This is a genomic window from Gemmata algarum, from assembly GCF_034097035.1.
GTDB classification, from domain to species: Bacteria; Planctomycetota; Planctomycetia; order Gemmatales; family Gemmataceae; genus Gemmata; species Gemmata algarum.
Window position 1 is genome coordinate 1 of record NZ_JAXBLV010000210.1, and the last position, 25,179, is coordinate 25,179.

The following is a 25,179-nucleotide window of genomic DNA, read 5'->3' on the forward strand; positions in this document are numbered from 1 at the left end:
CCAAGGTCAGCACCGCGTACTCGCCGTTGTCGCGTGCTCAACGCCTCACGGCGTCACTGAAGTCTGCACAGCAGGAGGAGCGGGCCGCCGCGGAGGCGGACGCGGCCGGTGCTCAACGCCTCACGGCGTCACTGAAGTCTGCACGGGCACCCGCACCCCCCACTCCCCGCTGCTCAGCTTGTGCTCAACGCCTCACGGCGTCACTGAAGTCTGCACTGGTCGCGATCAGGTGCGCCCGGGGGTCGGTCAGCGGTGCTCAACGCCTCACGGCGTCACTGAAGTCTGCACATCTGCTTCTTGCTGAAGTTCTCCAGCTCCAGCTGTGCTCAACGCCTCACGGCGTCACTGAAGTCTGCACCATGAGAGCGGAAGAGTAAGTAGCAATCACCACATGGTGCTCAACGCCTCACGGCGTCACTGAAGTCTGCACACGGCCCCGGGAGTGATCCCGGGGCCGCTCGCGCTACCGTGCTCAACGCCTCACGGCGTCACTGAAGTCTGCACGACGGTGATGTTGTGCGTGAACCGGTCTTCACCGCGGTGCTCAACGCCTCACGGCGTCACTGAAGTCTGCACTCCCCCTCGATCCACCACACGTTCTCGCCGGTGTGTGCTCAACGCCTCACGGCGTCACTGAAGTCTGCACCCGGCATGGTTCGTGTTCGGCCACCATGCAACGGGCAAGTGCTCAACGCCTCACGGCGTCACTGAAGTCTGCACAGTGTTGTTCCGGGCATTGATGTTCCGCCCGATGGGTGCTCAACGCCTCACGGCGTCACTGAAGTCTGCACCTACTCCCGGCCCCGGAGGACCGCGGCGGGGGCATGTGCTCAACGCCTCACGGCGTCACTGAAGTCTGCACCACTCAGCCTCGCCCTAATCCTCTCCACCTCTGCCGGTGCTCAACGCCTCACGGCGTCACTGAAGTCTGCACCTACTCCCGGCCCCGGAGGACCGCGGCGGGGGCATGTGCTCAACGCCTCACGGCGTCACTGAAGTCTGCACAAGCTTCTCCTGGGCCTCCGTGACCTCGCGGGAGGGTGCTCAACGCCTCACGGCGTCACTGAAGTCTGCACCTTTTCCATAGTGGTGATTACCGGCTTGGCCATCTGTGCTCAACGCCTCACGGCGTCACTGAAGTCTGCACCTCAGGTTGTAGGTCAGACTCCCGCCCCCTTCCCCGGTGCTCAACGCCTCACGGCGTCACTGAAGTCTGCACTGCCCCGACGCGGGCAAGTGGCTGGTGCTCGGCGAGTGCTCAACGCCTCACGGCGTCACTGAAGTCTGCACGAGCCAGCGACGTTCCCACACGTCACGGCTTGCGGTGCTCAACGCCTCACGGCGTCACTGAAGTCTGCACCCGAGTCGCCGGCGTCCTTGTTGGTGCGGCCGGATTGTGCTCAACGCCTCACGGCGTCACTGAAGTCTGCACTACACGGGCAGCTTGCGGGTAAACGCGCTCTTCAGTGCTCAACGCCTCACGGCGTCACTGAAGTCTGCACGGGTCAGACCGGTGCGGACGAAGCCGGTCTTATGTGCTCAACGCCTCACGGCGTCACTGAAGTCTGCACATTCTTACCTTATCAAAGATGACGATTTCAATGTGTGCTCAACGCCTCACGGCGTCACTGAAGTCTGCACGCCCGGGAGGCACGCCCGGTGCCCGAACGGGTGCCCGTGCTCAACGCCTCACGGCGTCACTGAAGTCTGCACTTGGGAATCTTCTTGGCGATGTCGCCCAGAATGAGTGCTCAACGCCTCACGGCGTCACTGAAGTCTGCACGTCAACCGGACCCGAGGGCTTTTCCCACGGGTCCAGGTGCTCAACGCCTCACGGCGTCACTGAAGTCTGCACCTTCTCCGCGGCGAACAAATACACGTCCGCCAGTGCTGCCGGTGCTCAACGCCTCACGGCGTCACTGAAGTCTGCACCATTGCGGCGACCGTAGCGGCGGCCCACAAGGCGAGGTGCTCAACGCCTCACGGCGTCACTGAAGTCTGCACGACGCGTGAATCGTCAGCTTGGCCGTTTTGCCGTTGTGCTCAACGCCTCACGGCGTCACTGAAGTCTGCACGAGTTCTGAAACGCCTGTTTGCTTGGCAACGATGAGTGCTCAACGCCTCACGGCGTCACTGAAGTCTGCACCGCAAAACGGCGTCGAGATTCCCGACGGGTACCAGTGCTCAACGCCTCACGGCGTCACTGAAGTCTGCACGGCCGTCTCGTCCACCGACTCGTGCAGCTTCAGAGGTGCTCAACGCCTCACGGCGTCACTGAAGTCTGCACAAGGGCGCCCACTTCGCCACCTACCCGCCCAAGCTGTGCTCAACGCCTCACGGCGTCACTGAAGTCTGCACGTGGGACCGGGCGAGCGCGATCAAGGGCTGGTGGGGTGCTCAACGCCTCACGGCGTCACTGAAGTCTGCACTCGTCCCGGCGCCGGCGGCCCGTAGCCGGCCGGCGCGTGCTCAACGCCTCACGGCGTCACTGAAGTCTGCACTGGGAGGCCGTGCCCCAGCCCTTCACCACTGGTATCTGTGCTCAACGCCTCACGGCGTCACTGAAGTCTGCACTCCGTATCCCAGGCGGGGTGGGGCTCGACGTGATGTGCTCAACGCCTCACGGCGTCACTGAAGTCTGCACCACGCGTAGAGAACCCACTCGTACCAGTAATGACGGTGCTCAACGCCTCACGGCGTCACTGAAGTCTGCACTCCCCGGACGCGTAACGGGTTCCACCCGCTAACAGAGGTGCTCAACGCCTCACGGCGTCACTGAAGTCTGCACAAGGAAAAGCAGCCGCGGCGGGATGCGATTGTCGGGTGCTCAACGCCTCACGGCGTCACTGAAGTCTGCACACTGGCACCACGCCGCACACTCGGCGAGGTCACTGTGCTCAACGCCTCACGGCGTCACTGAAGTCTGCACTCCCCAGGTACCAGTCGAACCGCGATGCGGCCCTCCGGTGCTCAACGCCTCACGGCGTCACTGAAGTCTGCACCGCGCGGCGATGGCGTCCATCATCTTTTTCCGCTGTGCTCAACGCCTCACGGCGTCACTGAAGTCTGCACGCCCGAGGAGTAGTCCATTACGACGCGACCGGCCGGTGCTCAACGCCTCACGGCGTCACTGAAGTCTGCACCCCCGTGACTACGGAGGTCCGACCGTCATTGTCACGTGCTCAACGCCTCACGGCGTCACTGAAGTCTGCACGTTGCCGCGCCGCGAAACCGTGCCGCACCGTCAAGGGTGCTCAACGCCTCACGGCGTCACTGAAGTCTGCACATGAACGTACCGTCGGGCGCGACGTATGCCGTCGGGTGCTCAACGCCTCACGGCGTCACTGAAGTCTGCACGGTGGAAATCTGTCGGCAAACTCGCTCGCGTCCACGGTGCTCAACGCCTCACGGCGTCACTGAAGTCTGCACTCCTGCCAACCGGCCTTACATCTGGTCGCGAACTTAGTGCTCAACGCCTCACGGCGTCACTGAAGTCTGCACCATCGGCCGCCGCCTGCTTCGACAGTTCGTCCACAGTGCTCAACGCCTCACGGCGTCACTGAAGTCTGCACGCGCCCGTCCTTGGCGTCGCCGTGGGCCAGGTTTGGTGCTCAACGCCTCACGGCGTCACTGAAGTCTGCACCACCCAGAACCCGCCCCACGCGCCGCACCGGGCGCACGTCGGTGCTCAACGCCTCACGGCGTCACTGAAGTCTGCACGGCCACAACCTCGATCCGGCACCCGTCCAGGTCGGCGGGTGCTCAACGCCTCACGGCGTCACTGAAGTCTGCACCCCGCGCGCCCCGAACGGGTTCGGGCTGGGGTCGGGTGCTCAACGCCTCACGGCGTCACTGAAGTCTGCACCACGATCCCGATCCACGCGTTGCCGTACATCAGCTGTGCTCAACGCCTCACGGCGTCACTGAAGTCTGCACGCTACCAACCCGACCCCGACCGACTTCGCGGCCGTCAGCGGTGCTCAACGCCTCACGGCGTCACTGAAGTCTGCACCCGCCCGTCGCCGTCGCGCTTGTGCGCGAACAGCGCGTGCTCAACGCCTCACGGCGTCACTGAAGTCTGCACACAGCGCCAGATCCGCTTCCGAGCCGCTCTTATAGTGTGCTCAACGCCTCACGGCGTCACTGAAGTCTGCACTCCAGCGGCTCGCTCTCATCAAGGACGAGCAGGCGTACCTCGGTGCTCAACGCCTCACGGCGTCACTGAAGTCTGCACAGCGGGATGTCATCGAAGTTCATGGGTCAGGTTCGTGCTCAACGCCTCACGGCGTCACTGAAGTCTGCACGATGCTCTTCCACGTCGAGGATCAGGGTCCGGATGCGTGCTCAACGCCTCACGGCGTCACTGAAGTCTGCACGTCGTTGGAAGAGCCAGAGCCCCCAAACTGGAACTGTGCTCAACGCCTCACGGCGTCACTGAAGTCTGCACCTGAACAGGTGGAAGTCGCCCGTGTACCAGTTGCCGGGTGCTCAACGCCTCACGGCGTCACTGAAGTCTGCACAAGTGGGACGAGTGGAAGCCGGGGAACTACGCATAGTGCTCAACGCCTCACGGCGTCACTGAAGTCTGCACCCCAGAACCAACGCTCGAAGGGGCCGAACCAGTCGCGGGTGCTCAACGCCTCACGGCGTCACTGAAGTCTGCACGTCGTCAACTAAGCCCAACCCACCAGCACTCACCGGTGCTCAACGCCTCACGGCGTCACTGAAGTCTGCACGCCGACTCGGTAGCCTCTTCGAGCGTGGAAAGGTCGGTGCTCAACGCCTCACGGCGTCACTGAAGTCTGCACACCGGCTGCTGACCGGTAGTACATCCCGCCTGCGTGTGCTCAACGCCTCACGGCGTCACTGAAGTCTGCACGCTCAACCCCAGAACCCACTTCCGCAACGTCTCGAGTGCTCAACGCCTCACGGCGTCACTGAAGTCTGCACGTGGAACTTGTCCCCCTCCTCGAGGATGGCCACCTGTGCTCAACGCCTCACGGCGTCACTGAAGTCTGCACGCGCTCGTGCGCGGCCTTTTTCGCGGTGTCCACCACGTGCCAGTGCTCAACGCCTCACGGCGTCACTGAAGTCTGCACGTTCCGTGTTGCGTCAGGTTCCCCGGTGCCGGGCTGTGCTCAACGCCTCACGGCGTCACTGAAGTCTGCACGACCGGTTGGCGTAGCGGGGCCGCGAGTCAGATCAGCTGTGCTCAACGCCTCACGGCGTCACTGAAGTCTGCACGAACGCCGAGGGCCTGTGCTGGCGCCCGTACCAGGTGTGCTCAACGCCTCACGGCGTCACTGAAGTCTGCACGTGATCGTCGGCAAGAAGCCGGACGGCAGCCCCCACTAGTGCTCAACGCCTCACGGCGTCACTGAAGTCTGCACACGGGCGGGAGCGGGTGGCGCGGGTGGAGGCCGCAAGTGCTCAACGCCTCACGGCGTCACTGAAGTCTGCACACCGAAATTACCAACTGTGCCGCGCCCGCTCGAATGTGCTCAACGCCTCACGGCGTCACTGAAGTCTGCACGTCAATTCCCGTTCTGCTCAGTGCCCACCTTTCACTTGTGCTCAACGCCTCACGGCGTCACTGAAGTCTGCACAGGTGGACGATGGGCGTTAAACCCGAGAGCGAGGGTGCTCAACGCCTCACGGCGTCACTGAAGTCTGCACGCTTAGTGTCGGCGATCGGTGTTTGGTGTCTGGTGTGTGCTCAACGCCTCACGGCGTCACTGAAGTCTGCACACTACGCTTTCGGTCTGGCTTGCGGTTCCCGTTGGGTGCTCAACGCCTCACGGCGTCACTGAAGTCTGCACACTGACTAACGGAATTCTGTTCACGCAGACGGGAAGGTGCTCAACGCCTCACGGCGTCACTGAAGTCTGCACAACTGGCGGATGTCCTGGGCGTACGCGCGGCCCTGGTGCTCAACGCCTCACGGCGTCACTGAAGTCTGCACCTCGTGATCGGCGCCGAGGCCGACGCCGCGACGGAGTGCTCAACGCCTCACGGCGTCACTGAAGTCTGCACACCCAACTTCACCGCGATCAGTTCCAGGTGCCGGTTGTGCTCAACGCCTCACGGCGTCACTGAAGTCTGCACGCCGTGACGGCCGCGTCGAAGCTCTTTTGGGCGTGTGCTCAACGCCTCACGGCGTCACTGAAGTCTGCACGCCAGCCACACCGGGCCGTCGCGGTCCAGGTACGGTGCTCAACGCCTCACGGCGTCACTGAAGTCTGCACTCGGCGCCGTTCGTGATCTCCGGCATCGGTCACTCCGTGTGCTCAACGCCTCACGGCGTCACTGAAGTCTGCACCGCATACTCGTCTCGTGTCGTCACGTATACATGTATGTGCTCAACGCCTCACGGCGTCACTGAAGTCTGCACGCGTACCAGGCGCAGCTCGTGACCTGGCCGCAGTTGTGCTCAACGCCTCACGGCGTCACTGAAGTCTGCACGCCGCCGAACTCCTCCGCAATGACCGCCTTCAGGTGTGCTCAACGCCTCACGGCGTCACTGAAGTCTGCACCACGGCGCCCCGCTGCGGGACATGATCGATGGTCGGTGCTCAACGCCTCACGGCGTCACTGAAGTCTGCACTCGTCGAGTACCGTGAGCTTCGGCTTCGCGGGCTTGTGCTCAACGCCTCACGGCGTCACTGAAGTCTGCACTGTGCGTGTTTGAGCACCACAAGAAGGCGGCCAAGTGTGCTCAACGCCTCACGGCGTCACTGAAGTCTGCACCTGTCGGGTTTACAAAGGCCGCGCGTGCCGTCTAGTGCTCAACGCCTCACGGCGTCACTGAAGTCTGCACCATCGCTGAGGTGTTTCAGCGGTACGGCGGCCCTGGGTGCTCAACGCCTCACGGCGTCACTGAAGTCTGCACCCCTGCCGCGGTGGTGGGCTACCCCGTCGATGGGAGTGCTCAACGCCTCACGGCGTCACTGAAGTCTGCACGGGTCACCCTTGGCGGCCATGCACTCCTTCATTTGTGCTCAACGCCTCACGGCGTCACTGAAGTCTGCACTCGCTCCGCTGCTCAAGCCCGTGACGGTGGTGAGGTGCTCAACGCCTCACGGCGTCACTGAAGTCTGCACACCCGTCACGTGCGGGTGTTTGAAGATTTGGCCGAGTGCTCAACGCCTCACGGCGTCACTGAAGTCTGCACACCCCGCGGGCCGGCGACCGGTGCCGCGGCACCGACGGGTGCTCAACGCCTCACGGCGTCACTGAAGTCTGCACACGGCAACGCGATTGGGCTTTTGCGCGGGTACACGGGTGCTCAACGCCTCACGGCGTCACTGAAGTCTGCACCGCCGATCGGCTCGCCGGTGTTGGGGTCGGTCATGGGTGCTCAACGCCTCACGGCGTCACTGAAGTCTGCACAGCGCGTCACGGGCGGGCCGGTATCGCCTGCTCGGTGCTCAACGCCTCACGGCGTCACTGAAGTCTGCACCCCGGTTCGATGTGTCCGCCGATCAAGTTGTTCTTCCGTGCTCAACGCCTCACGGCGTCACTGAAGTCTGCACGAGAACGAGCCCGAGAACGGTGACAGTGACACGGGGTGCTCAACGCCTCACGGCGTCACTGAAGTCTGCACCCCCGATGCCGGTTGCGACCCACTCCCGCGAATCCTGTGCTCAACGCCTCACGGCGTCACTGAAGTCTGCACACCCGTCGTCACGATACGCCGTGCGACAGAGCCCCGGTGCTCAACGCCTCACGGCGTCACTGAAGTCTGCACGTGGTCGCCGGAACCCACTTGCCGACCGGCCTTTTGTGCTCAACGCCTCACGGCGTCACTGAAGTCTGCACCCCTACCCGGTATCGCTCCGGTGTGACTTCAGGTGTGCTCAACGCCTCACGGCGTCACTGAAGTCTGCACCCGGGGCCGCCGGTCACCACCAGGGTCTGCCCGAGTGCTCAACGCCTCACGGCGTCACTGAAGTCTGCACGTCCGAGGTGCGGCTCACGCCGGCGGGGCGGAACGCGTGCTCAACGCCTCACGGCGTCACTGAAGTCTGCACGGGAGCTATATGGGCGACCTGATCGACCGCGGGCTGTGCTCAACGCCTCACGGCGTCACTGAAGTCTGCACCGGGTCGCTGGCTCATACCACCCCTCACGTGGTGACCGGTGCTCAACGCCTCACGGCGTCACTGAAGTCTGCACACTGTCTCTGAAGGTCGCGGCGGAGACCGGCATCGCGTGCTCAACGCCTCACGGCGTCACTGAAGTCTGCACCAGGTGCTCGAGGCTCGACTGGAGCCGCTCCTGCTGTGCTCAACGCCTCACGGCGTCACTGAAGTCTGCACCTCGAGCCGGCGGGCGTACTCGCCCGGGTAGATGTGTGCTCAACGCCTCACGGCGTCACTGAAGTCTGCACGTTCGAGCGGCTCGTCACGGTGCCCGACGGGGGCACGTGCTCAACGCCTCACGGCGTCACTGAAGTCTGCACAGCCACTCGATCAGCCAGTAGCCGCCGGCTCCCGTGTGCTCAACGCCTCACGGCGTCACTGAAGTCTGCACGGGCCACCGCGGTCGAGGTAGTGGGCTACCGACAGTGCTCAACGCCTCACGGCGTCACTGAAGTCTGCACCTCGGGTGGATCGTGCCCGACAGTCCCGCAGTACGGTGCTCAACGCCTCACGGCGTCACTGAAGTCTGCACGTTCATCTTGGCCACCTTCGTTGTCCCGTCGCGGTGTGGTGCTCAACGCCTCACGGCGTCACTGAAGTCTGCACTCGATCTGTGCCCGCTGGGTCTCCTCGAGCTTGTTCCGGTGCTCAACGCCTCACGGCGTCACTGAAGTCTGCACGGTGTGGCCGTGTGGCACGCGGGCTACGGTGTTGAGTGCTCAACGCCTCACGGCGTCACTGAAGTCTGCACCGCTTACTTACCGAAATGCTCAAAATCGGCCGCGTCGGGTACCCGTTTTCACGCACCCCATCGCTCCGAGCGTGACCGCACGACCGACACCAACCACTCACGACACGCTTCACACGGATTTTAAGGCGCAGACGGCCGTCAAGCACCCCGGCGAGTTGTCAAAGAGCGCTAAACCCAGACCATAACTCAGGTTTGGATCGGTCCCGTGACGGAACCCGGCACACACACGCGGGTGCGTGATTCGGCATTTGTCGGCCCCGCCCTCATACGATCCGGTGCCGCGGCGGCTCCGCGGTCCACTCCGGCGGGCGGTCCGACCCGTGGATGCCCACGATCCCGTCCACGCTGGCCTGCGGCAGCGGGATCAGCATCACCTCGTCCTCGGACGCGAGCAACTGCGTCAGCTCCCAGCGGAGGCGCTCCACCTGCGTCTGGCTCATCCAGCAGCGGAACACCGAGTACTGGACCCGCTCCCCGTACCCCTCCATGTGCCGGGCGCACTTCCGCAGCCGCTTCGGGTCACGCACATCGTAACACACCAGCCACCACTTGGTATCGGCCATCGGCGCGCCTCAGCGGAGCCGGGAGCGGGCGAACAGCCCCGGCTCCCCGGTCCACTCCTTCTCCAGCAGCCGGGCCTCCAGCTCGATCGTCCGCGCGTAGCTGAGCGAGTAGTTCAGCACCGGGTGCTTCCACGTCTCCTGCATCCGGTCCTCGAACAGCCCGATCGCCTTCTTGCGCCCCTGCTCGGACAGCCACACCTTGGCCCGCGTCACCTCGAAGTCCGCCGCCGCGTCCCACTGCCCGCGGTTGAGCGACCCCACCAGCGGCATGTCCCACACCGTGACCCGGAACAAATCCAGCAGGTCCAGCACCAGCGGGTAGGCCGCGCTCCGCGGGGTGTGGAAGAAGCCGAGCGCCGGCTCCAGCCCGCTCGCCAGGACCGCGCGCATGACCGCCGTGTGGAGCAGCCCGTACCCGTAGCTCAGCAGCGCGTTGAACCGGTCCACCGGCGGCCGCCGGGAGCGCGACGCCGCCCGCAGCTCCTCCGGCACCTGCGGCCCCAGCACCGACCGCAGCGCCGCGAAGTACTCCACCGCCGCCGCGCCCTCCAGACCGCGGACCGTCTCCGCCTCGGCGGCCCCCGGGATCCGGCCCAGCAGCGGCTGGATGGCGTTCAGGTGCGGTTGCGCCTGCTCCCGCAGCGCCGGGTCGCCGCGGGTGGCGCGGAGCAAGTACCGGTACTGCCCCTCGACCTTGGCCGACGCGAGGTGCTTGATGAGCCGCAAGCACGTCGCCGGGTCGGTCAGCGCCTTGTACTGACGCACCCGCCGCTGCACCTGACCGGCGGTCGGCACCGTGCTGGCCGTGTGGTGCCCGGAGACCGACAGCCAGTGGACCCCGACCCCGTGCTCGACGCACTTGCGGATCGCCTGCGTGGAGATCTGCGTGAACCCGTGGAGCAGCACCGTCTCGACCCCGCGGATCGCGTGCTTGGCCTCCGGCCCCTCGCGCGGCTTGACGACGATCGAATCGCCGCTCACACCCACCGCCGTCCCCTGGCTCACGACGTGCAGGGTGGCGCCGTCCCGGTCCTGCGGGAACAGCCGCCGCGGCTCGCGCTCGGGCTCGCGGTCCTGGCGCACCTCTTCGGGGAGGCAGACCGGCGCCAGCGAGCACTTCTCGCACAGCCGCGCGTTCTCGGTGATCGGCGGGCGCTCGACCGACTCGCGCAGCGCCCGGGCGTCGGCCAGCGCGGCGGACAGGTCGGCCCGCGCCCGGTCGTCGACGGGCACCCGAACGGTCACGTTGGCCGCGTGGTACCGGATGCGGCCCTCGGGCACGGGCTGGCCGAAGGCGTCCTCGATCAGCGCCGCGTAGGCGACGACCTGGAGCCGGTCCGACGGCCACGCCTCGGCCGCGCCGTCGGCGCCGCGGGCGGGCCGGCCGCGCTTGTGCTCGTAGGGCAGGTGCGACCCGTCGCGCCGGCGCAGGCAGTCGGCCTTGCCGAACAGCCCGAGCCGCTCGCTGGCCAGCTCGACCGACACCGCCGCGCCGTCCTCGTCGGCCTCCAGGGCCGCGTGCAGGTGCCGCCCGGCGAACACGCGCTCGTGGGGAACGGCGATGCGCTCGATCTCTTGGAAGTAGTACAGCCGCTTGCAATAGGCCCAGGCGTGCAGCGACTCGACCCGCAATTGTGGCGCATGTGAATCGAGGACCGGAAGGGGGATCATGAGCGCTCGGGGTTGGAGGGACGGGCGGAGCCACATGCCCGCCCGCCCCTCTGTTCCCCCCGAAATGCCGAAATGCGACGCCTGTGCGATAAATTCATGTTCCCGCGAATGGCGTCCACGACTCCACTGGCGGGGTCGCATTTGCCTCCGCTTCCGGTGCGAACAACTGGCTTGTCGTGCGAGACAAATCCGCGCGATCGATTGCAATGGTCAACCGCACGGTTCGAGGGCGCGGACCACCACCGGCCCCGGCAACCGGGACGAACCAGTAGGCCGGCTTCGGTGCGTTAAACAATTCGACGCGGTCGAGCAAGAAATTGTTGTCGCCCAGGAAAGGCACGCCGTAACGCGGGAACTCTCCAGCCAACCCACGGCGCACGCGGTCGAGAACAGCAATCTCGGCATCAATGCCGATCACGGCGCGGAGGTCCGATAGGAACTCGCGCCGTACCGGCGTAATGTTCGACTTGTTCCCTTGTGCGCGCCGCGCCGCGATGTCACCCTGGTACGCCTTTTCACCGGGCGCGTCCGGGTCATCGACTTTGTTACCTTTTCCGACCGGGTAGTTGTGCAACTGCTGGTACGTCGTCTGCACTCGCGGAAAGGCTTCTTCGAATGGTATCGTTTGCCCACGGCGGTCTTCGCCCGCGGCGCCGATCGCAAGTTTGAGTGACGGCAGTCCCTTCGCCGTCAACGACGCAGGGGTTTTGCCGTTGTGCCCGTCCTCGCCCTCCCGCAACCGGGTTTCGATGCCCGCGAAGTTCATCACCAAGCCGTAAGCCGCAGAGGGCGTTAAGAACGTCGCAGTCGGCCGATACCACCCGGCGGTGAACGTGCGGAACGTCGCAAATGGCGCTTCGATACGGAGCCAGAGCATGCGCTACTCCTTGCCCAGTGCGGCGTCGGCGACGGTGGCGAGCAAGCGCTGCGGGTCGCCATCGAGCGTCACGCCATTTGCCCTGAGTGCGTCCAGCTGCTCCGGTTTCAGCCCGCGCTTGACGATCTCGCCGCCGACGTAAAATTCTTGACCGGGGTAGTAGTCGGCGAGGATGTCGGTCAGCACGTCGGGCATCGACCCATCCGGCTTGAAGCAGTACGTCTGGTACCCCGCAACGAGCGACTGCGTGAGACGAACAATAACGCTGGCTGGGGCGAACTCGAAGTAGCTCCGGGCGTGGTTCCCGGCCACGTCGTTCAACTCACCAATGGCCTTCAGCAGCTTGCGCGTCCAAGCCGTCTTCGGCTTGCAGTCGTCGAGGTTAAGCGCGAACGGGTACTGGAAGCCGGCGACGACCGTTTCACGGTGCAGCAGTGCGGACGTGGTCGCGTTCTGGTAAGCTCCGTCCTTCGCCGCAAGGGGTGATTGAGTAAACACCGCGTTGTGCCGGTACGGTTCCAGCGCCTTCGCCATGTTCATGCGCAGGATGGAATCGCGTTTGAACCTGAACGCCTTTGCGGCCTCCTTGCCCCGCTTTTCGGTAATCGTGGCCAGGTGCTTCTTGCGATCCGCCGCGCCGGCTGCGACGAGGAAGCCGAAGAAGAAGTCGTCGGCGTACTGGTCCGGGTCGGGCAGGTCGGCGAACCGAACCGCGAGTTGATCCTCGTCGTGCAGGCGCTCGCGGTTGCTCGGTAATCCGTACCCCCGGAGCACCTCCCGCAGCGCGTTGCGCATGCTCTCCGGGGAGAAGATGGGATAATCAAACCGCCCGTCGGTCACCTTCTGGATGACAGTGCGGTTCAGTTCCGACTCACCGCGGTAGTTGGCACTCGGGGCCGGGTAGGTCAGAACGGTGGCGAACAGGTTCATCGGGCTACATACCTCGCGTTAGGAGTTAGCGGACAGGGCCATCAGAGTAAGCGTCTTGACATCGTCAGTGCGAGTCATCAGCGCGCGACCGATCTCGGTGTAGTGATCCTCCGAGACGTACTGCTTGGTGGCAAAAAATGTCTGTGCAAAGTGCTGAACGAATGCCTGATCGCGGCGGGACCGAAACTCATAAAAGAGGGATTCGCCGGCAGCGCGACGGGCATCGTGGAAATCCTTCGGCAGTTTGTCCCAGGCGATCTTGTCGCCATCTTTGAACTGCTCCGGGTCGATTCCCGATTTCTCCTTCGCACGTGCCGCAAGGTAGGTGCGAGTCAGGCGGTGAATCAGCATCATGAGCAGGTCGTCGGCTTCCGGCGATTTGTCGTCGGGGTTCGGTGCGGTCGGCATAGCTTGAATGATCTCCTGAATTTTCCTTCTCGCGTCAGCCCAAAACCACGACAGCTTGGGTGGCGCGTCGGTCGGAATGAAGAACGACACATCCCATTCGGCGAACAACTTGCCGAACGGCTGGAACCACGGCCGCCCCTCCAGGAGGGCGAGCATCAGACCGCGACGAAACAGCGGGTTGGCATAAGGCGCTTTTTCCCCCGTCTTGCCGACGATTTGAAGGTAACCGTGCATCAGTCCCGGACGCGGAGCGACCCGCCCACTCGCGAGCGTCTTGATGTTGTTGCCGAATTTGGCCAGATGCAGGAACTCGACCGAGCCCAGGTTGTACGCGAGCGCGTTGTAGTCGATGTCGGTCGTCTTCTCGCTGGTGAGACGGGCAAGGTGTTCAAGGAACGACAGCGCGCCTTCGGCAGGCAAATCGATGACCGCTTCCGCCGGGCGGTATCCACGAATGTCCCCGCTGAGGTTGCCGAGCAACCGCGGATAATCCTTCAAGAACCCTTCGAGATCAGAGACCTCGGGAATCGCGAGCACGTAACCGACGAACTCGTTTTCTCCGTCCGGTTGCACCGCCTGTGGTGCGTACACCTGCACCGTCAACGGCCAGAAGTGAAGGAGCAGCGTCTGTTCGACTCGGCCCTCGAACGGCACGCTCTCGGCGTTCACCGCCTGCGCGCCGAGCCACAGAGCCCCGGCCACCTCGTCGGTGCGGAATTCACTGTTCGCTCGTGCCTTCTCGGCCTTGAGCAAATCACCCCAGACCTCGGCACCTTCACTACACGACAGACCTTTTGCACGTTCCTTGTACGGTTTGCGGCTCTGTGGGTTGCCGCGAGGGATAGCCCACAGCATGTCCCGCCACAACTTCAGCCAGAGCTCCGGTTCGTCCCTGATGTACTGCCGGATAGCGTTGCCGCACGGCTGCTCTTGGTGATAAAAGAAATATTTGACCTTCACCTTCTTCTTAATCGGGTTGCCATCATTATCTTCGTCGTCGATCTCTTCTTCAACGACTTCAGACGGCTTGGCCTCTTGCGCATCCCATTCTGTTTTGGTGCGCACGACCGCAATATCGGTCGCATACAAATCGTCGAAGAGGCACTGCACCGAGTCGGCGGTGAACTCAATAGTCGCACTCGTCGCGGTCAGTGCCGCCACCTTCGGAATAGCGGCGGGCTTCGGTGATTTGCCCTCCATGTGCCGAATCTGAAACAACAGCCCAGCCAGCCCGGCTTTGTGCTGGGCCGTCGGTAGGTCGAACAGGTCGTAGGTCACGCTTACCGCCGTCGGCGCTGCCGGCGCAGCGGATGCCCCGGCCTTTGGTCTCGCCTTGCCCATTAGACGCCCCTCCATTCGGTCAGCGAATTGTCGCAGTAACCAACGGCCGCGTGATATTGCCCGCCGCGCGCAACCCCAAGGTGCCCGCTCAGTTCCGCGTGATCGGGATTGTCCGGGTCGCGCTCGCGAGCAAATTTCTTGGGCACCGGTAGCACGAACCCCGGCTGGCGCGTCCCTGCGCTCAAGTACGCTGTGACGTCCCCTGGCAGCACACAGGGACGGTTGAACTCCTCGCTGTCGCGGAACTGCTCTTCACCTGCGACCGCATACGGCCCGCTTTCAAGAAACGAGCACAACGGGTCTCCGAGCGACGCCGGTGATGGTGCTTCTCGCAGTGCCTTCTCGAGATCGTCCTGCGACAGTTCGCGCCCCTTCACCGCGTCAAGAAATTCCGCAAGCCCGGTGAGACTGTTCGCGTCGTAAGGTGCGTCCTCTTCGGGCTTGTAAACGAGAACATCGCCTGCGGAGCCAAGTGCGCGAGGTTTCTGGGCGCGGTTGCACCGTCCCATGCGCTGCACAAGGGCCGTCACCGGACAATCCTCGGTAACGAGCAGGTCCACATCGATATCGAGGCTCATTTCGCAGACCTGTGTCGTCACGCCCAGCGCGGGGCCGGGCTTGTCCGCCTTGAGCGCCGCCATGAGTGCCGTGTGCCGGTTCACTCGGTCGGTGAGCTTGAATCGGCTGTGGTAGCAGTACACCGGCACGGGAGGGGTATCGGCGGTCGCGAGTTTCGTGTCTTCCGAATCGGCGGGCAACTCCTTCACGAACCGGGCAACGACCGCATGAGCCCGCTTCACTTGATTCACGACCCACAGCACACGTTTGCCGTCAGCGAGCGCGGTTCGCACGGCCTTTTCAGCCTCGTCACGCGATTCGAGCCGACGCAAGCGGTACCGCTTGCGTTCAGCTACTTCTTTTAAATCCGGTGGCAGTTCCCCATCGGGGTACACCTTGAGCCCGCATTCGTTCACCAACTCGGCACGCCGGTCATTGGGGAGCGTGGCAGTCATGCACAGCACCGGCACATCGAACTCGGTCAGGAACTTTTTGAGCGCCGCAAACATGTTCTTGTCGAAGCTGTGGACCTCGTCGATCACCACGACGGAGTCCGCGAGTACCGGCAACATGCACATCGGACCGTAGCCGTACTGCAAGAACGCGAGGAACTGATCGACAGTGGCCGAGAACGCCCGCCGGCCCCAAAAGCCGAGCGAAAACAGTCGCCGCTCCGCCTCAGTCTGTGCGAACGTCCGCCCCTTGCGTGCGTCACCCTCGGGTGGATTCTCAAACATGCCGTTCAGGTCGAACTCGCTGGTGCCGTGCATCAGCGCCGCATCGGCCTCTGGCGCCCACGACACGTAATCGCGAAACCCTTCCGTAGCCGTGGCGCGAGTCGGGTAGAGAAACAACACATGGCCGACGCGGCGCTTCGCCTGCTCTTCAATCCACCGCCACGCGGCGAGCGTCTTGCCACTGCCGCACGGAGCCAGCAACAGCGCACGACTAGGTACACGTTTCGGATCGGCGCAATGTTCCTGGAAGTCGTTCCACTTGAATGTGCCGCCCTTTGCCACTTGCTCCGTTCGCGGTCCGATTACATTGCTCCGCACGTCGGCATCGGTCCATTCACGGACCGTGTCGAACGTCCCCGCCACCCACTGCGGGATGTCCTGGCCGATACGCCGAATACCGGACCCGGCGGCGTCGGACGCGATAAGAGCGGCGCGCACCGCGTGCAGGAACCGCCGACGCACGTTATCCCCATCCACCACGCGCCAAAACAGCTTAAGGGCACCTTTGATTCGCTTCCGTTCGGTGTCGATGCCGCCCCGCGGCGCAAAAGCCCAAGCCGTGGGCACCTTCAACAGATCAAGTTCGCTGGGCAACCCGACGCGCCCGGCAATCTCCGCAACGATTGGCGGAAAACTAGTGTCGGTGTGGAGCGACTGAAACCGGCTGCCGTTCTCGACCGCCGTGGCGAACCCGTGTGCGGCGTCGGCGTCTTCCCGCGCCTTCAAATGGTGCGTCAACACTGCCGACAGGATCACCTCGCGGTCAAGATCCGGGCGCTGGCCGAGCCAGTCCCAACACGCCTTCTGCGCAACGAGCAGCGCGCTGAAGTGTTCGTGCCGAATTGCCTGCGGGCCTTGGAACCGAACCGCCTTCTGGAACCCGTCGTTGGCCTTCCCCCAATCGTGCAGGCCGCAAGCGGCGAGCAGGTTGCCGTGAAATTTCGTCCACGACATTTCGGGGATGCGGAAGAACCTTAGCCAGCACGTGCCTAGCCGTGTGGGGCTCTGCGCATTGCCGAACAATGCCTCAGCCGCATTCATCACATCGCGGGTGTGCTCCAGTAGCGTTATCCGGGTGTTGCCGCGCGGCGATTTCGCCAGCAATTCGCTCATCACTTCGCCTCCCGTGCGGGCAGGAAGAACCCGCAGCCGATCTTGGTGCGGCCGCCCAGCCCGCACTCCTGGAGGCGGATCGACTCCTCGGCCGTCAGCCCGGACACCAGCAGCGCGTACCCCACGATCGCCGCGCCGCTCACCCGGACCACCCGCCGCCGCACCTCCCCCGCACGCGGGCCGGACTCGAACGCCCGCACCGCCGGCTCCCCCGCGACACCGAGTTCGGTCAGCCGGGCGCGGGTCGCGGCCAGGAACGCGGCGGGCTCTTCGCCGTGCTTGAACGTCACCAGCCAGCTCTCCAGCGCCGGGGCCGGCACCAGCGCCTCCACCGACGGTGCCCCGAGCGCCACCCGGGCGCCGGCTATGTCGAGCGCGCGGCCGGCCAGCGGCAACACGTTCGGAATCGCCTCGGCCGGGAGCCGCACGCGGAGCCGCGACCACGGCGCGAGCCGCAACCGGCCGGCCTCGTCCCGCACCCCGGTCAGCGGGGCGAACCGGAGGGACTGCTGCGCGTCGTGAAACGCGGGCACGGCACCCGAGAGCGCACCGTACAGCGGGTACGCGTGATCGGTCGGCACCGACCCGCCCCGAACCGGAAAGACGAGATCAACCACCGGTGCCCTCCATCTGATCGCATCTCTGAAAAGATGTTCAGCGGCGAGAAAAAGCGTCGGACCAATTTCGAGATACGGAGTTAAGCGGCCGGGACAGCCGGCGTCAATGTTCGTAGTCGTTCGATCGAACCGAATTCGGTCGCCCACGATCGTTGTTCCGATCGCGCGGGCGCAGTTCGACAGAACGGCAAGAATGGTCAGCCCGCCACCTCCGCGCGAAAGCTGGCCACTAATCGGCCCCGCCGGCGCTGGATGGTACGAACGGATGTCCCGCTCTGTTGAGCGATATCATTAAGCGAATGCGTTGACGAACCGCGGGGCAGCGTCCGGACAAGTTGGGCCTCGGCTTCCGGTAATCTTGCCAGAAACGTTGCAAGCACGGCAGATTCTTCCTTCACAATGAGTTCATCGAGCGGGCTGGCATAAGAGAGTGGGGCGCGACGTGCGCCGTGTGCGACACCGCATTCGAGAGCCGTGTCATCAGCCGTTGGGGTGTGTCGCTGTGCCTGCTTACGTTCGCGCCAGGATGCACGGCGGAATTCTTCCGCCCCGACGCTACGCACAAAGGCTTCGAGCGAATGGATCGTCTTCCCGTTCTCCTTGTCAAGTTCAGCGACGACTCGAAGGAACACTTCGGCGAGGTGTTCTTGGTGCGCGTTCTTGCGATGCTCTTTCCGATCAAAATCGCGTCCCACGGCAAGCAACAAGGCGGCAATGTCTTCCTGGTGGTAGTTTTGCACCGCGCTTCCTTCTTAGAGTCAGTACGTCTATGAAATCTACCCGCCCATTACTCAAGGGACAAGTTCAGGAGGCAATACGACAATTTTTTGGAAGGAACCGCGAGGTGAAAACGTTGCACGTTTCTTTGTCGTGTGCGGTTCGCGTCGTTGCCCTTTACTTGAGATGTGTCGGATCGCCGTGAGGCGTTGAGCATTACTGTCTCTACGAAGGGCGTAAGAGCGGCAGGCAGTTCGGACTCAGTGACGCCGTGAGGCGATGTGTGTGGGAACGCGAAAGGTCCGAGCGAGTGGCAACCGGCTACCGACTCCCTCACCAGAAGTCGCTCCGCTACCCAAAGACTACCGCCGAGCTACCACAGTTTCCTTGTGTCGCTGACACGAAATCGCGACCGGTCGCCCGGAATGCTCCGAATCGACCGGTCGCCGGAGTTGAGACGATGAAACGGAATAGCGGCTTTGTGCGCTGCGATTGAGGGCTAGCGGGCCTCAAGTGGAACGAGGGTTACAGTCAGCAATGGCAGAGGCTTCGGCTGTACCTCTGGCAGATCCGGAGCAACGCGACGTGAGCGGTTTGAGAGAGGGGAGGACCGTTGCGTTTACCCTTTTGGCGCAAGTTCTTGAGGAACCTTTTCTTACGCTCTTCTTACCCAAACAGGGTTTAAGATGCGCCAGGATGACACAGGAGTTCAGAAAGAATGGATAGGCACAAAAATGACGTAAGCCCTTGGTTTTCCAAGAGCTTACGTTGCGATTCGTTCAGGGTGACTGACGGGACTTGAACCCGCGACATCCAGATCCACAATCTGGCGCTCTAACCAACTGAGCTACAGCCACCATCCAGCCGACGATTCGGCTCGTTCGTTGACACCACTGATTTTAGCAGCCCCGGCGATTGGGTCAACCGTCCTTCGCATTTCTCGCGGAGGCAAGGGACGCAAGGCGGCACAGCGGTTGCATTAGTACCCCTTACCGGGCCACACTCGGCGGCCCGTTTCGATACGAGGACTGAACAATGGACGTACTCGACTTCCTTCTGCTCCTTCTCATCGCCGCGATTTGCGGGGCCGTTGCACAAACCATTGCCGGCTTCTCGCGCGGCGGCCTCCTCGTGGCCATTGCCGTTGGGTTCATAGGCGCGCTTGTCGGCCTGTGGCTCCAGCGCGCAACTGGATTGCCCGAAATCTTCATCGTCGAGGTCGGTGGAAAGCCGTTCCCGATCGTCTGGTCGATCATCGGCGGTGTCCTATTCGCAGCGGTCGTCGGCCTGCTCACCCGCCCGCCGCGTCGTGCCGTGTACTGACCGTTCGCCAAGTGCGTTCTGGGGCACAGCAGCCGTGCCCTTTTTGAGCACCGGCTCTTCATCCCGGAACAGCACACCCGCACCGTTCTCTAACTTCGGGAGCGGCGGCAAGTTAAATACCGCCACCTCCGATCGCTCGATCATCAGATCCGGGTTGTTGCGCCCCTGGTGCTTGACCGGGAGCACATTCCGTTCATCCGCTGTGAACGGGCGGCGCACCACGCAGCGGCGCGAATACGTGCCCCGCTTGAAGAACGCCGGGTAGTTGTTCCAGTTCACACCCTTCTGAAAAAGCAGCTCCTGCAACTCGGCCCCGGTACGACCGTGAACCGCCGCGTGGTCGTAGTAGGCACGGGCCGCCATCGAAATCGAGTTCTTCTTTGCGTCCAGCTCGCGCCACACGAACACGTTGGCCGCTTCGTCGAGCGTCGGCACGTTCCACACCCGGCAATCGAACGTCGGAAACCGGTCGGTGCCATCGGCCGGGAGGAACGCCGGCAACCGACGACAAAAGTGGACCGAGCACAGCGCGGCCAGCGCGGAGGTCATCTTCTGAACACGCCCGTCAAAAAACACCTGCGCATCCGCCCCCAACGGTACCCACGCGAGCGTGATTTCGTCCGACTGCGTGTACCCGACCGTTGCGTTCGTTTCGCGCACCAGGAAACCCAGGGTGTCGATCATCAGTGCCGAGAGGCGCTGATCGAAGGGCCGCGCCAAGCCGCGCACGAACGAGTGGAACGCCCGCCCGTCGAGCCGCGCCAGCGCCGGCAGCCGCGGCATCAGCCGGCGCCCCGACTCCGCGCCCTCGTACAACTTCATGCGCTCGGCCAGTCCGCCCGCCATACCCGCCTCGTACCCGCGTTCCGCGTTCGGTATGAAAAAAGGGAGAGCAAACCCCTTCCGGAGTTCACCGAATGGCCACCCACGTCGAACACCTCGAAATGACCGGCCACATCGTCGACTCGCTGCTCCTGCCGAAGGTGCTCGACGCGATCCTGTCCCGGGGCGGGCGCTACAACATCGAGACCCTGCGCCTGGGGCAGCGCCAGGACGATTCCAGCTTCGTCCGCCTCGAAGTCCGGGCCGACACCGCCGAGCAGCTCGAAGCGATCCTCGCCGAGGTCCACCCGCACGGCGCGGTCCCCGCGCAGACCGGCGACTGCCGCACCGCGCCCGCGGACATGGACGGCGCGTTCCCGGACGGGTTCTACTGCTCCACCAACTTCCGCACCCAGGTGCGGCTCAACGGGGAGTGGATCGACGTCGAGGACCAGGAGATGGACTGCGGCATCGTCGTCGATTCCGAAGGCGCGGCGGCCCGCTGCGTCCCGATGACCGGCGTAAAAACGGGCGCCCGGGTGCTCGTCGGGCGGAACGGAACGCGCGTGCTGCCCCCGGAGGCGGAAATGCGCAAGCACGAGTTGTTCGAGTTCATGGCCAGCCCGGTTTCGAGCGAGCGCCCGAAGGCGGTGAGCGTCCGCGAGATCGCGCACGCGATGCGCAAAACCCGCGCGGCCGGCGACAAGGTGCTGGCGGTGCTCGGCCCGGCGGTCGTCCACACCGGCGGTTCCGAGCTGGTCGCGAAGCTCGTCCGCGACGGGTTCATCAACGTCTTGTTCGCCGGGAACGCGCTGGCCACCCACGACATGGAGCAGGCGTTCTACGGCACCAGCCTCGGGGTGTCGCTGACGCACGGGCTGCCGACCGATGAGGGCCACGAGCACCACTTGCGCACCATCAACTCGGTCCGGCGGCTCGGCGGCATTCGCAACGCCGTCGCAGCCGGGAAACTGACGAGCGGGATCATGTTCGAGTGCGCCACCCGCAACGTGCCGTTCGTGCTGGCCGGCAGCATCCGCGACGACGGCCCGCTCCCGGAGGTGGTCACGGACGCGCTGGCGGCCCAGGACGCGATGCGCAAGCTCATCCCGGGCGTCGGGTTCTGCTTAATGGTGGCGACGACGCTGCACTCGGTCGCCGTCGGGAACTTGTTGCCCGCATGGGTGAAAGTGGCCTGTGTGGACATCAACCCCGCGACGGTCACCAAGCTGATGGACCGCGGAAGCACGCAGACGGTGGGCATCGTCAGCGACGCCGAACCGTTCTTGCGATCGCTGGTGGCCGAGTTGGACAAAACGGGAAGCGCGTGAACGGCCATCACCCGTCCACGTCCCACACCACCACTTTCCCGTTCAGGGCGGCGGCGGCGCACGTCAAACCGTCGGGCGCGAACGCGAGCGCGGTCACCGGTCCGATGTGCCAGTCGAAGCTCGGACCTGGGGCGCCGCTCGCGGCATCCCAGGTGCGGATGAGCCCGTCGTGCGACCCGGTCAAGATGCGCCGGCCGTCCCGGGCAACGGCTACCGCGTTCACCTGTTTCGGGTGGCCGTCGAGTGTGAGTTGCGGCGCCGCGCGGTCGGCCGGGAGCACGTACACGAATCGTCCGTTCGCGACTGCCAGGCGGCCGTCGGGAAGGAACACGGCGCACCGCGTTACGGTCCCCTTCGGCTCGAACGTAAACAGCTCCTTTCGCGCCGCCACGTCGAACACCGTCACCGCGGTGTCGCCGTCCAACCCGCCGGTGACCGCCAGCCGCGCGCCGTCGGCGCGGAAGCTCATCACGCACGCCTCCCGGGCAGTGGGCAGTTCGGCCTCGGCCTCGCCGGTGTCGCGGTCCACGATCGTGAGGAACGGACGGGACCGGTTCGCGCCCCGCGGGCCGATCACCCGGCTGTGCCCGACCGCCAAGCGCGAGCCCGTCGGGTCGAACGCCAGCCCGGACACGTTCTTGTACGTCGGCGGCAGGGTGCGCTTGGGCCACACGAACCGACGCCACTCGACCGCCCGGTCGAGCGCGGTCCACTCGACCGCGGCGACGCCGCGCGCGAAATGGTCCGCCCCGCCGACCACATACCGGGTCAGGCCCGGATCGACGGCGGCACAGGTCACGAACCGCTCGACGCGGCCCTCGTTGTCCCCGGTCGCGAGGTTCAGCCACACGGCCGCGTCCACCATCCGCGCCTCGGCGCCCCCGAGCGCCAGGAGCCGCACACCGTCGGGGGTAAAGTGGACGCTGTGAACCCGCTTGCACTTCTTCAGCTTGTACTCGCGCACGCCACACCCTCACGCGTCCACGTCCCAGAGCACGACCCGACCGGCGGTGCCGCCGGCCGCGCAGGTCAGGCCGTCCGGGGCGAAGCAGACCGAGCACAGTTGCTGTACCCCTTTCGCCCATTTGAACGTCTGGGTCACAGTTCCGGTCGCGGGGTCGAGGTACCGCGTCCGCCCGTCGGCACACACCGCGCAGATGAGCCGCCCCGACGGATGAACAGCAAAGTCGTTCACGTGCGCCAGTTCCGAACCCGTCTTCCAGGGCTTTGCGGCGCCGAGCGGGTCCGCGAACAGGCGCCCGCCGGCGCGCGACACCACCCACTCCCCACCCGGAACGAACGCGACCCGGCGAACAACTCGTTCGGATTCCTCCGCAAGTGCGGGCCAAGTACGGCGGAACGAGGCGAGTACTTCCCCGCGCGCGAGTTCGACCACCAGAACACCCCCTCCGGCATCGCCGGCCGCGAACAACCGTCCGTCGGCCGAGATCGCGGCGGAATGGACGTACCGCCCCGGCGGAAGCGGAATCTCGTCGCGCCACCCCACGTCATAGATCGGCATCTGAAATGGGAGTTCGGTCAGCGGGTTGATCTTCTGCTCGTAACCGAGCGGCGGTTCCCGGTACGGCCCCAGCGGGAACCGTGCCAGGTCGCGTGTGTGCGTCACTCGCCCCTGCTGGGAGAGGTGCCGCACCGCCAGCAACTCGGACCCGTCCGGGGTGAACACGATCTCACTCAACCCGAACTCCGGCCCGGTTACAGCAGGCAAGTGGAAACCGTCTTCGGACCGGCGCGTGAGATCTTCGACGTAAATGTGAGAACTGTGGTACACGTTCTCAGCGGCCAGGAACCAGCCGTCCGGAGACACGACCGGCTCCATCGACTCCCAGAGTATGTCGTTGTTGAGTTCGCGTGTCGTTCCGGTTGAGAGGGTGTGAACGTGGAGCGTCATCGTGCCGCCTCCAGTGCCGCCTTCACCGACCCAAATGACGAGGTCGGCGCCACCGGCAACGAACTGGAGCCGGCGCACCGTACTGAGGTCTGCGCGCTTCGGCACCTTGAGTCGCAACTCGCGCATCGGTCCCCCTGTGAGGTCAGCTTACCATGCGGCTACACGTCCACGTCCCACACCACCACCCGCCCCTTCTCGCCGCCGGCCGCACAGGTCAGCCCGTCGGGGGCGAACGCGACGCTGAACAACTTGCCGATCTTCCACGCCATCTCGCGCCGCAGCTTCCAGGTCGCGGTGTCCCACTCGCCGACGGTGCCGTCCTCGCGGGCCGTGAGGAGGGTGCGCCCGTCCGGGCTGAACGCGACCCCGTTCACGTTCGCCGTCTCCTTCGGCCCGCGCAGTTGCGTGCCATCGGACAGTGACCAGACGTGGACCTGGAACCCGTATCGCTTATCGGCCCACCGCCCACGGACCGCGGCGAGCCGGTTCCCATCGTCGGAGAACGCTAACCGGTGAACACCGAACCGCACATACTTCATCCCCTTCAGGGCCGGAACCGAGAGCACCTCGCGCCGGTTCGATCGCTCCCACACGGTCACAGATCCGCCGGTGCGACCGAGCGCGATTCGGGCACCGTCTGGCGACACGGCAAGCGCTTGCGGAGTCTCATCCGTGTGCCGCGCGAGATCGGTCGGAACGGGCAAATCGATGCGCCATCGGGAAACGGGTGCAAGCGGTGTATCGGTGGAAGCGAGCGGCACCGGCACCTCCCAGCGACGCACCCCGCGCCGATTCCGCATGTCGAACTCGACGGCCAGCGCGGACCTTCCGTCCGAGGTGAGCGCCGGCAGGGCCGTGTGGTCGCTTCCGAGCCGCACCGCGGCGCCGGTCGCGAGGTCACAAACCGCCACCCCGCCCTCGGACGCATCATCGGTGTCGTCACGATCGGGAGCGACGGTGTACGCACACCGGGTCACATCGCGGTCGAAATCGGGATCGGCGTAGGTGTCGTCGTCGTCCTGAAGCGGGGCGCGCCAGAGGGCGCGACCGGCGCTCGCGTCCCAGCACAGCACGGACCCGTTGAACGGAACGCCGTTGCCGAACACCACCGCGATGCGGGCGAGCCCGGGGCCGAGCCAGAGCCGGGTCACGTCGGTCCCGGCCTCGGGCTGTTCGGTTGCGAGTTTGAGCACCTGCATCGGTCCGCCTCGGTTCGTTGGAAGGCGCTCACTGGACCACAAGCGCAGCCGTTCCGCAATCACGGGAGCGGCGCGCGGGCATCAAGGCACGCAACGGACGCAAGTGATTTCAGGCCCGGCCCGCCCCGACACCCCGCGCCCGTAAAATGGAGCACAGACGCCGCATTC

14 protein-coding genes, 1 tRNA gene and 1 CRISPR repeat array are annotated in these 25,179 nt (G+C 64.7%); of the genes, 2 read left to right on the plus strand and 13 right to left on the minus strand.

Features of this window, described 5'->3' with window-relative positions:
- The first annotated feature begins 33 nt into the window (after positions 1-33).
- Positions 34-8,892: a CRISPR direct-repeat array (repeat unit 36 nt; unit sequence GTGCTCAACGCCTCACGGCGTCACTGAAGTCTGCAC).
- Positions 8,893-9,155: 263 nt separating this feature from the next.
- The 9 genes from cas2 to R5W23_RS24190 all read right to left on the minus strand — a co-directional run bounded on the left by cas2 (position 9,156) and on the right by R5W23_RS24190 (position 19,281).
- Positions 9,156-9,455 carry a CRISPR-associated endonuclease Cas2 gene (cas2, locus tag R5W23_RS24150; RefSeq protein WP_010033577.1) on the minus strand — a complete coding sequence of 100 codons (300 nt, stop codon included), beginning with the start codon at positions 9,453-9,455 and terminating at the stop codon, positions 9,156-9,158.
- 9 nt (positions 9,456-9,464) lie between these two features.
- Positions 9,465-11,126 carry a type I-MYXAN CRISPR-associated endonuclease Cas4/Cas1 gene (locus R5W23_RS24155; RefSeq protein WP_320688527.1) on the minus strand — a complete coding sequence of 554 codons (1,662 nt, stop codon included), beginning with the start codon at positions 11,124-11,126 and terminating at the stop codon, positions 9,465-9,467.
- A gap of 94 nt (positions 11,127-11,220) precedes the next feature.
- Entirely contained in the window at positions 11,221-12,003 is a 783-nt protein-coding gene (gene cas5 / locus R5W23_RS24160) for a type I-MYXAN CRISPR-associated protein Cas5/Cmx5/DevS (RefSeq protein WP_320688528.1), read from the minus strand.
- Between the two features lie 3 nt (positions 12,004-12,006).
- Entirely contained in the window at positions 12,007-12,933 is a 927-nt protein-coding gene (locus tag R5W23_RS24165) for a type I-B CRISPR-associated protein Cas7/Cst2/DevR (RefSeq protein ID WP_320688529.1), read from the minus strand.
- A gap of 18 nt (positions 12,934-12,951) precedes the next feature.
- On the minus strand, positions 12,952-14,619 hold the full coding sequence (gene cmx8, locus R5W23_RS24170) for a type I-MYXAN CRISPR-associated protein Cmx8 (protein WP_320688530.1): 1,668 nt from the start codon (positions 14,617-14,619) through the stop codon (positions 12,952-12,954).
- Positions 14,620-14,681: 62 nt separating this feature from the next.
- The gene (gene cas3 / locus R5W23_RS24175) at positions 14,682-17,090 is read right to left on the minus strand and encodes a CRISPR-associated helicase Cas3' (protein ID WP_320688531.1); all 2,409 of its coding nucleotides are present in this window, start codon (positions 17,088-17,090) and stop codon (positions 14,682-14,684) included.
- A complete protein-coding gene (gene cas6, locus R5W23_RS24180) occupies positions 17,090-17,854 on the minus strand; it encodes a type I-MYXAN CRISPR-associated protein Cas6/Cmx6 (protein WP_320688532.1) in 765 nt (254 codons plus the stop codon). The genes cas3 and cas6 overlap by 1 nt, the downstream gene beginning before the upstream one ends.
- A 50-nt stretch (positions 17,855-17,904) precedes the next feature.
- On the minus strand, positions 17,905-18,447 hold the full coding sequence (locus R5W23_RS24185) for a hypothetical protein (RefSeq protein WP_320688533.1): 543 nt from the start codon (positions 18,445-18,447) through the stop codon (positions 17,905-17,907).
- 760 nt (positions 18,448-19,207) lie between these two features.
- A tRNA-His gene (locus R5W23_RS24190) sits at positions 19,208-19,281 on the minus strand.
- Between the two features lie 178 nt (positions 19,282-19,459).
- Here R5W23_RS24190 and R5W23_RS24195 point away from each other — a divergent pair.
- On the plus strand, positions 19,460-19,747 hold the full coding sequence (locus R5W23_RS24195; RefSeq protein ID WP_320688534.1) for a hypothetical protein: 288 nt from the start codon (positions 19,460-19,462) through the stop codon (positions 19,745-19,747).
- Here R5W23_RS24195 and R5W23_RS24200 read toward each other — a convergent pair.
- A complete protein-coding gene (locus R5W23_RS24200) occupies positions 19,691-20,593 on the minus strand; it encodes a tRNA(His) guanylyltransferase Thg1 family protein (RefSeq protein ID WP_320688535.1) in 903 nt (300 codons plus the stop codon). The two genes, R5W23_RS24195 and R5W23_RS24200, sit on opposite strands and share 57 nt — an antisense overlap.
- 71 nt (positions 20,594-20,664) lie before the next feature.
- Between R5W23_RS24200 and R5W23_RS24205 the strand changes: the two genes are divergently transcribed.
- Entirely contained in the window at positions 20,665-21,900 is a 1,236-nt protein-coding gene (locus tag R5W23_RS24205; RefSeq protein ID WP_320688536.1) for an ornithine cyclodeaminase, nickel-pincer nucleotide-dependent, read from the plus strand.
- A gap of 7 nt (positions 21,901-21,907) precedes the next feature.
- On the opposite strand, the gene R5W23_RS24210 is transcribed toward R5W23_RS24205, so the two are convergent.
- Genes R5W23_RS24210 through R5W23_RS24220 form a run of 3 tightly spaced genes read right to left on the minus strand, consistent with a single transcriptional unit; the run spans position 21,908 to position 25,011 of the window.
- Positions 21,908-22,864, minus strand: a complete 957-nt coding sequence (locus tag R5W23_RS24210) for a WD40 repeat domain-containing protein (RefSeq protein WP_320688537.1) — start codon at positions 22,862-22,864, stop codon at positions 21,908-21,910.
- A gap of 9 nt (positions 22,865-22,873) precedes the next feature.
- Positions 22,874-23,938, minus strand: a complete 1,065-nt coding sequence (locus tag R5W23_RS24215) for a hypothetical protein (RefSeq protein ID WP_320688538.1) — start codon at positions 23,936-23,938, stop codon at positions 22,874-22,876.
- Between the two features lie 32 nt (positions 23,939-23,970).
- Positions 23,971-25,011, minus strand: a complete 1,041-nt coding sequence (locus R5W23_RS24220) for a WD40 repeat domain-containing protein (RefSeq protein ID WP_320688539.1) — start codon at positions 25,009-25,011, stop codon at positions 23,971-23,973.
- Positions 25,012-25,179: the final 168 nt, after the last annotated feature.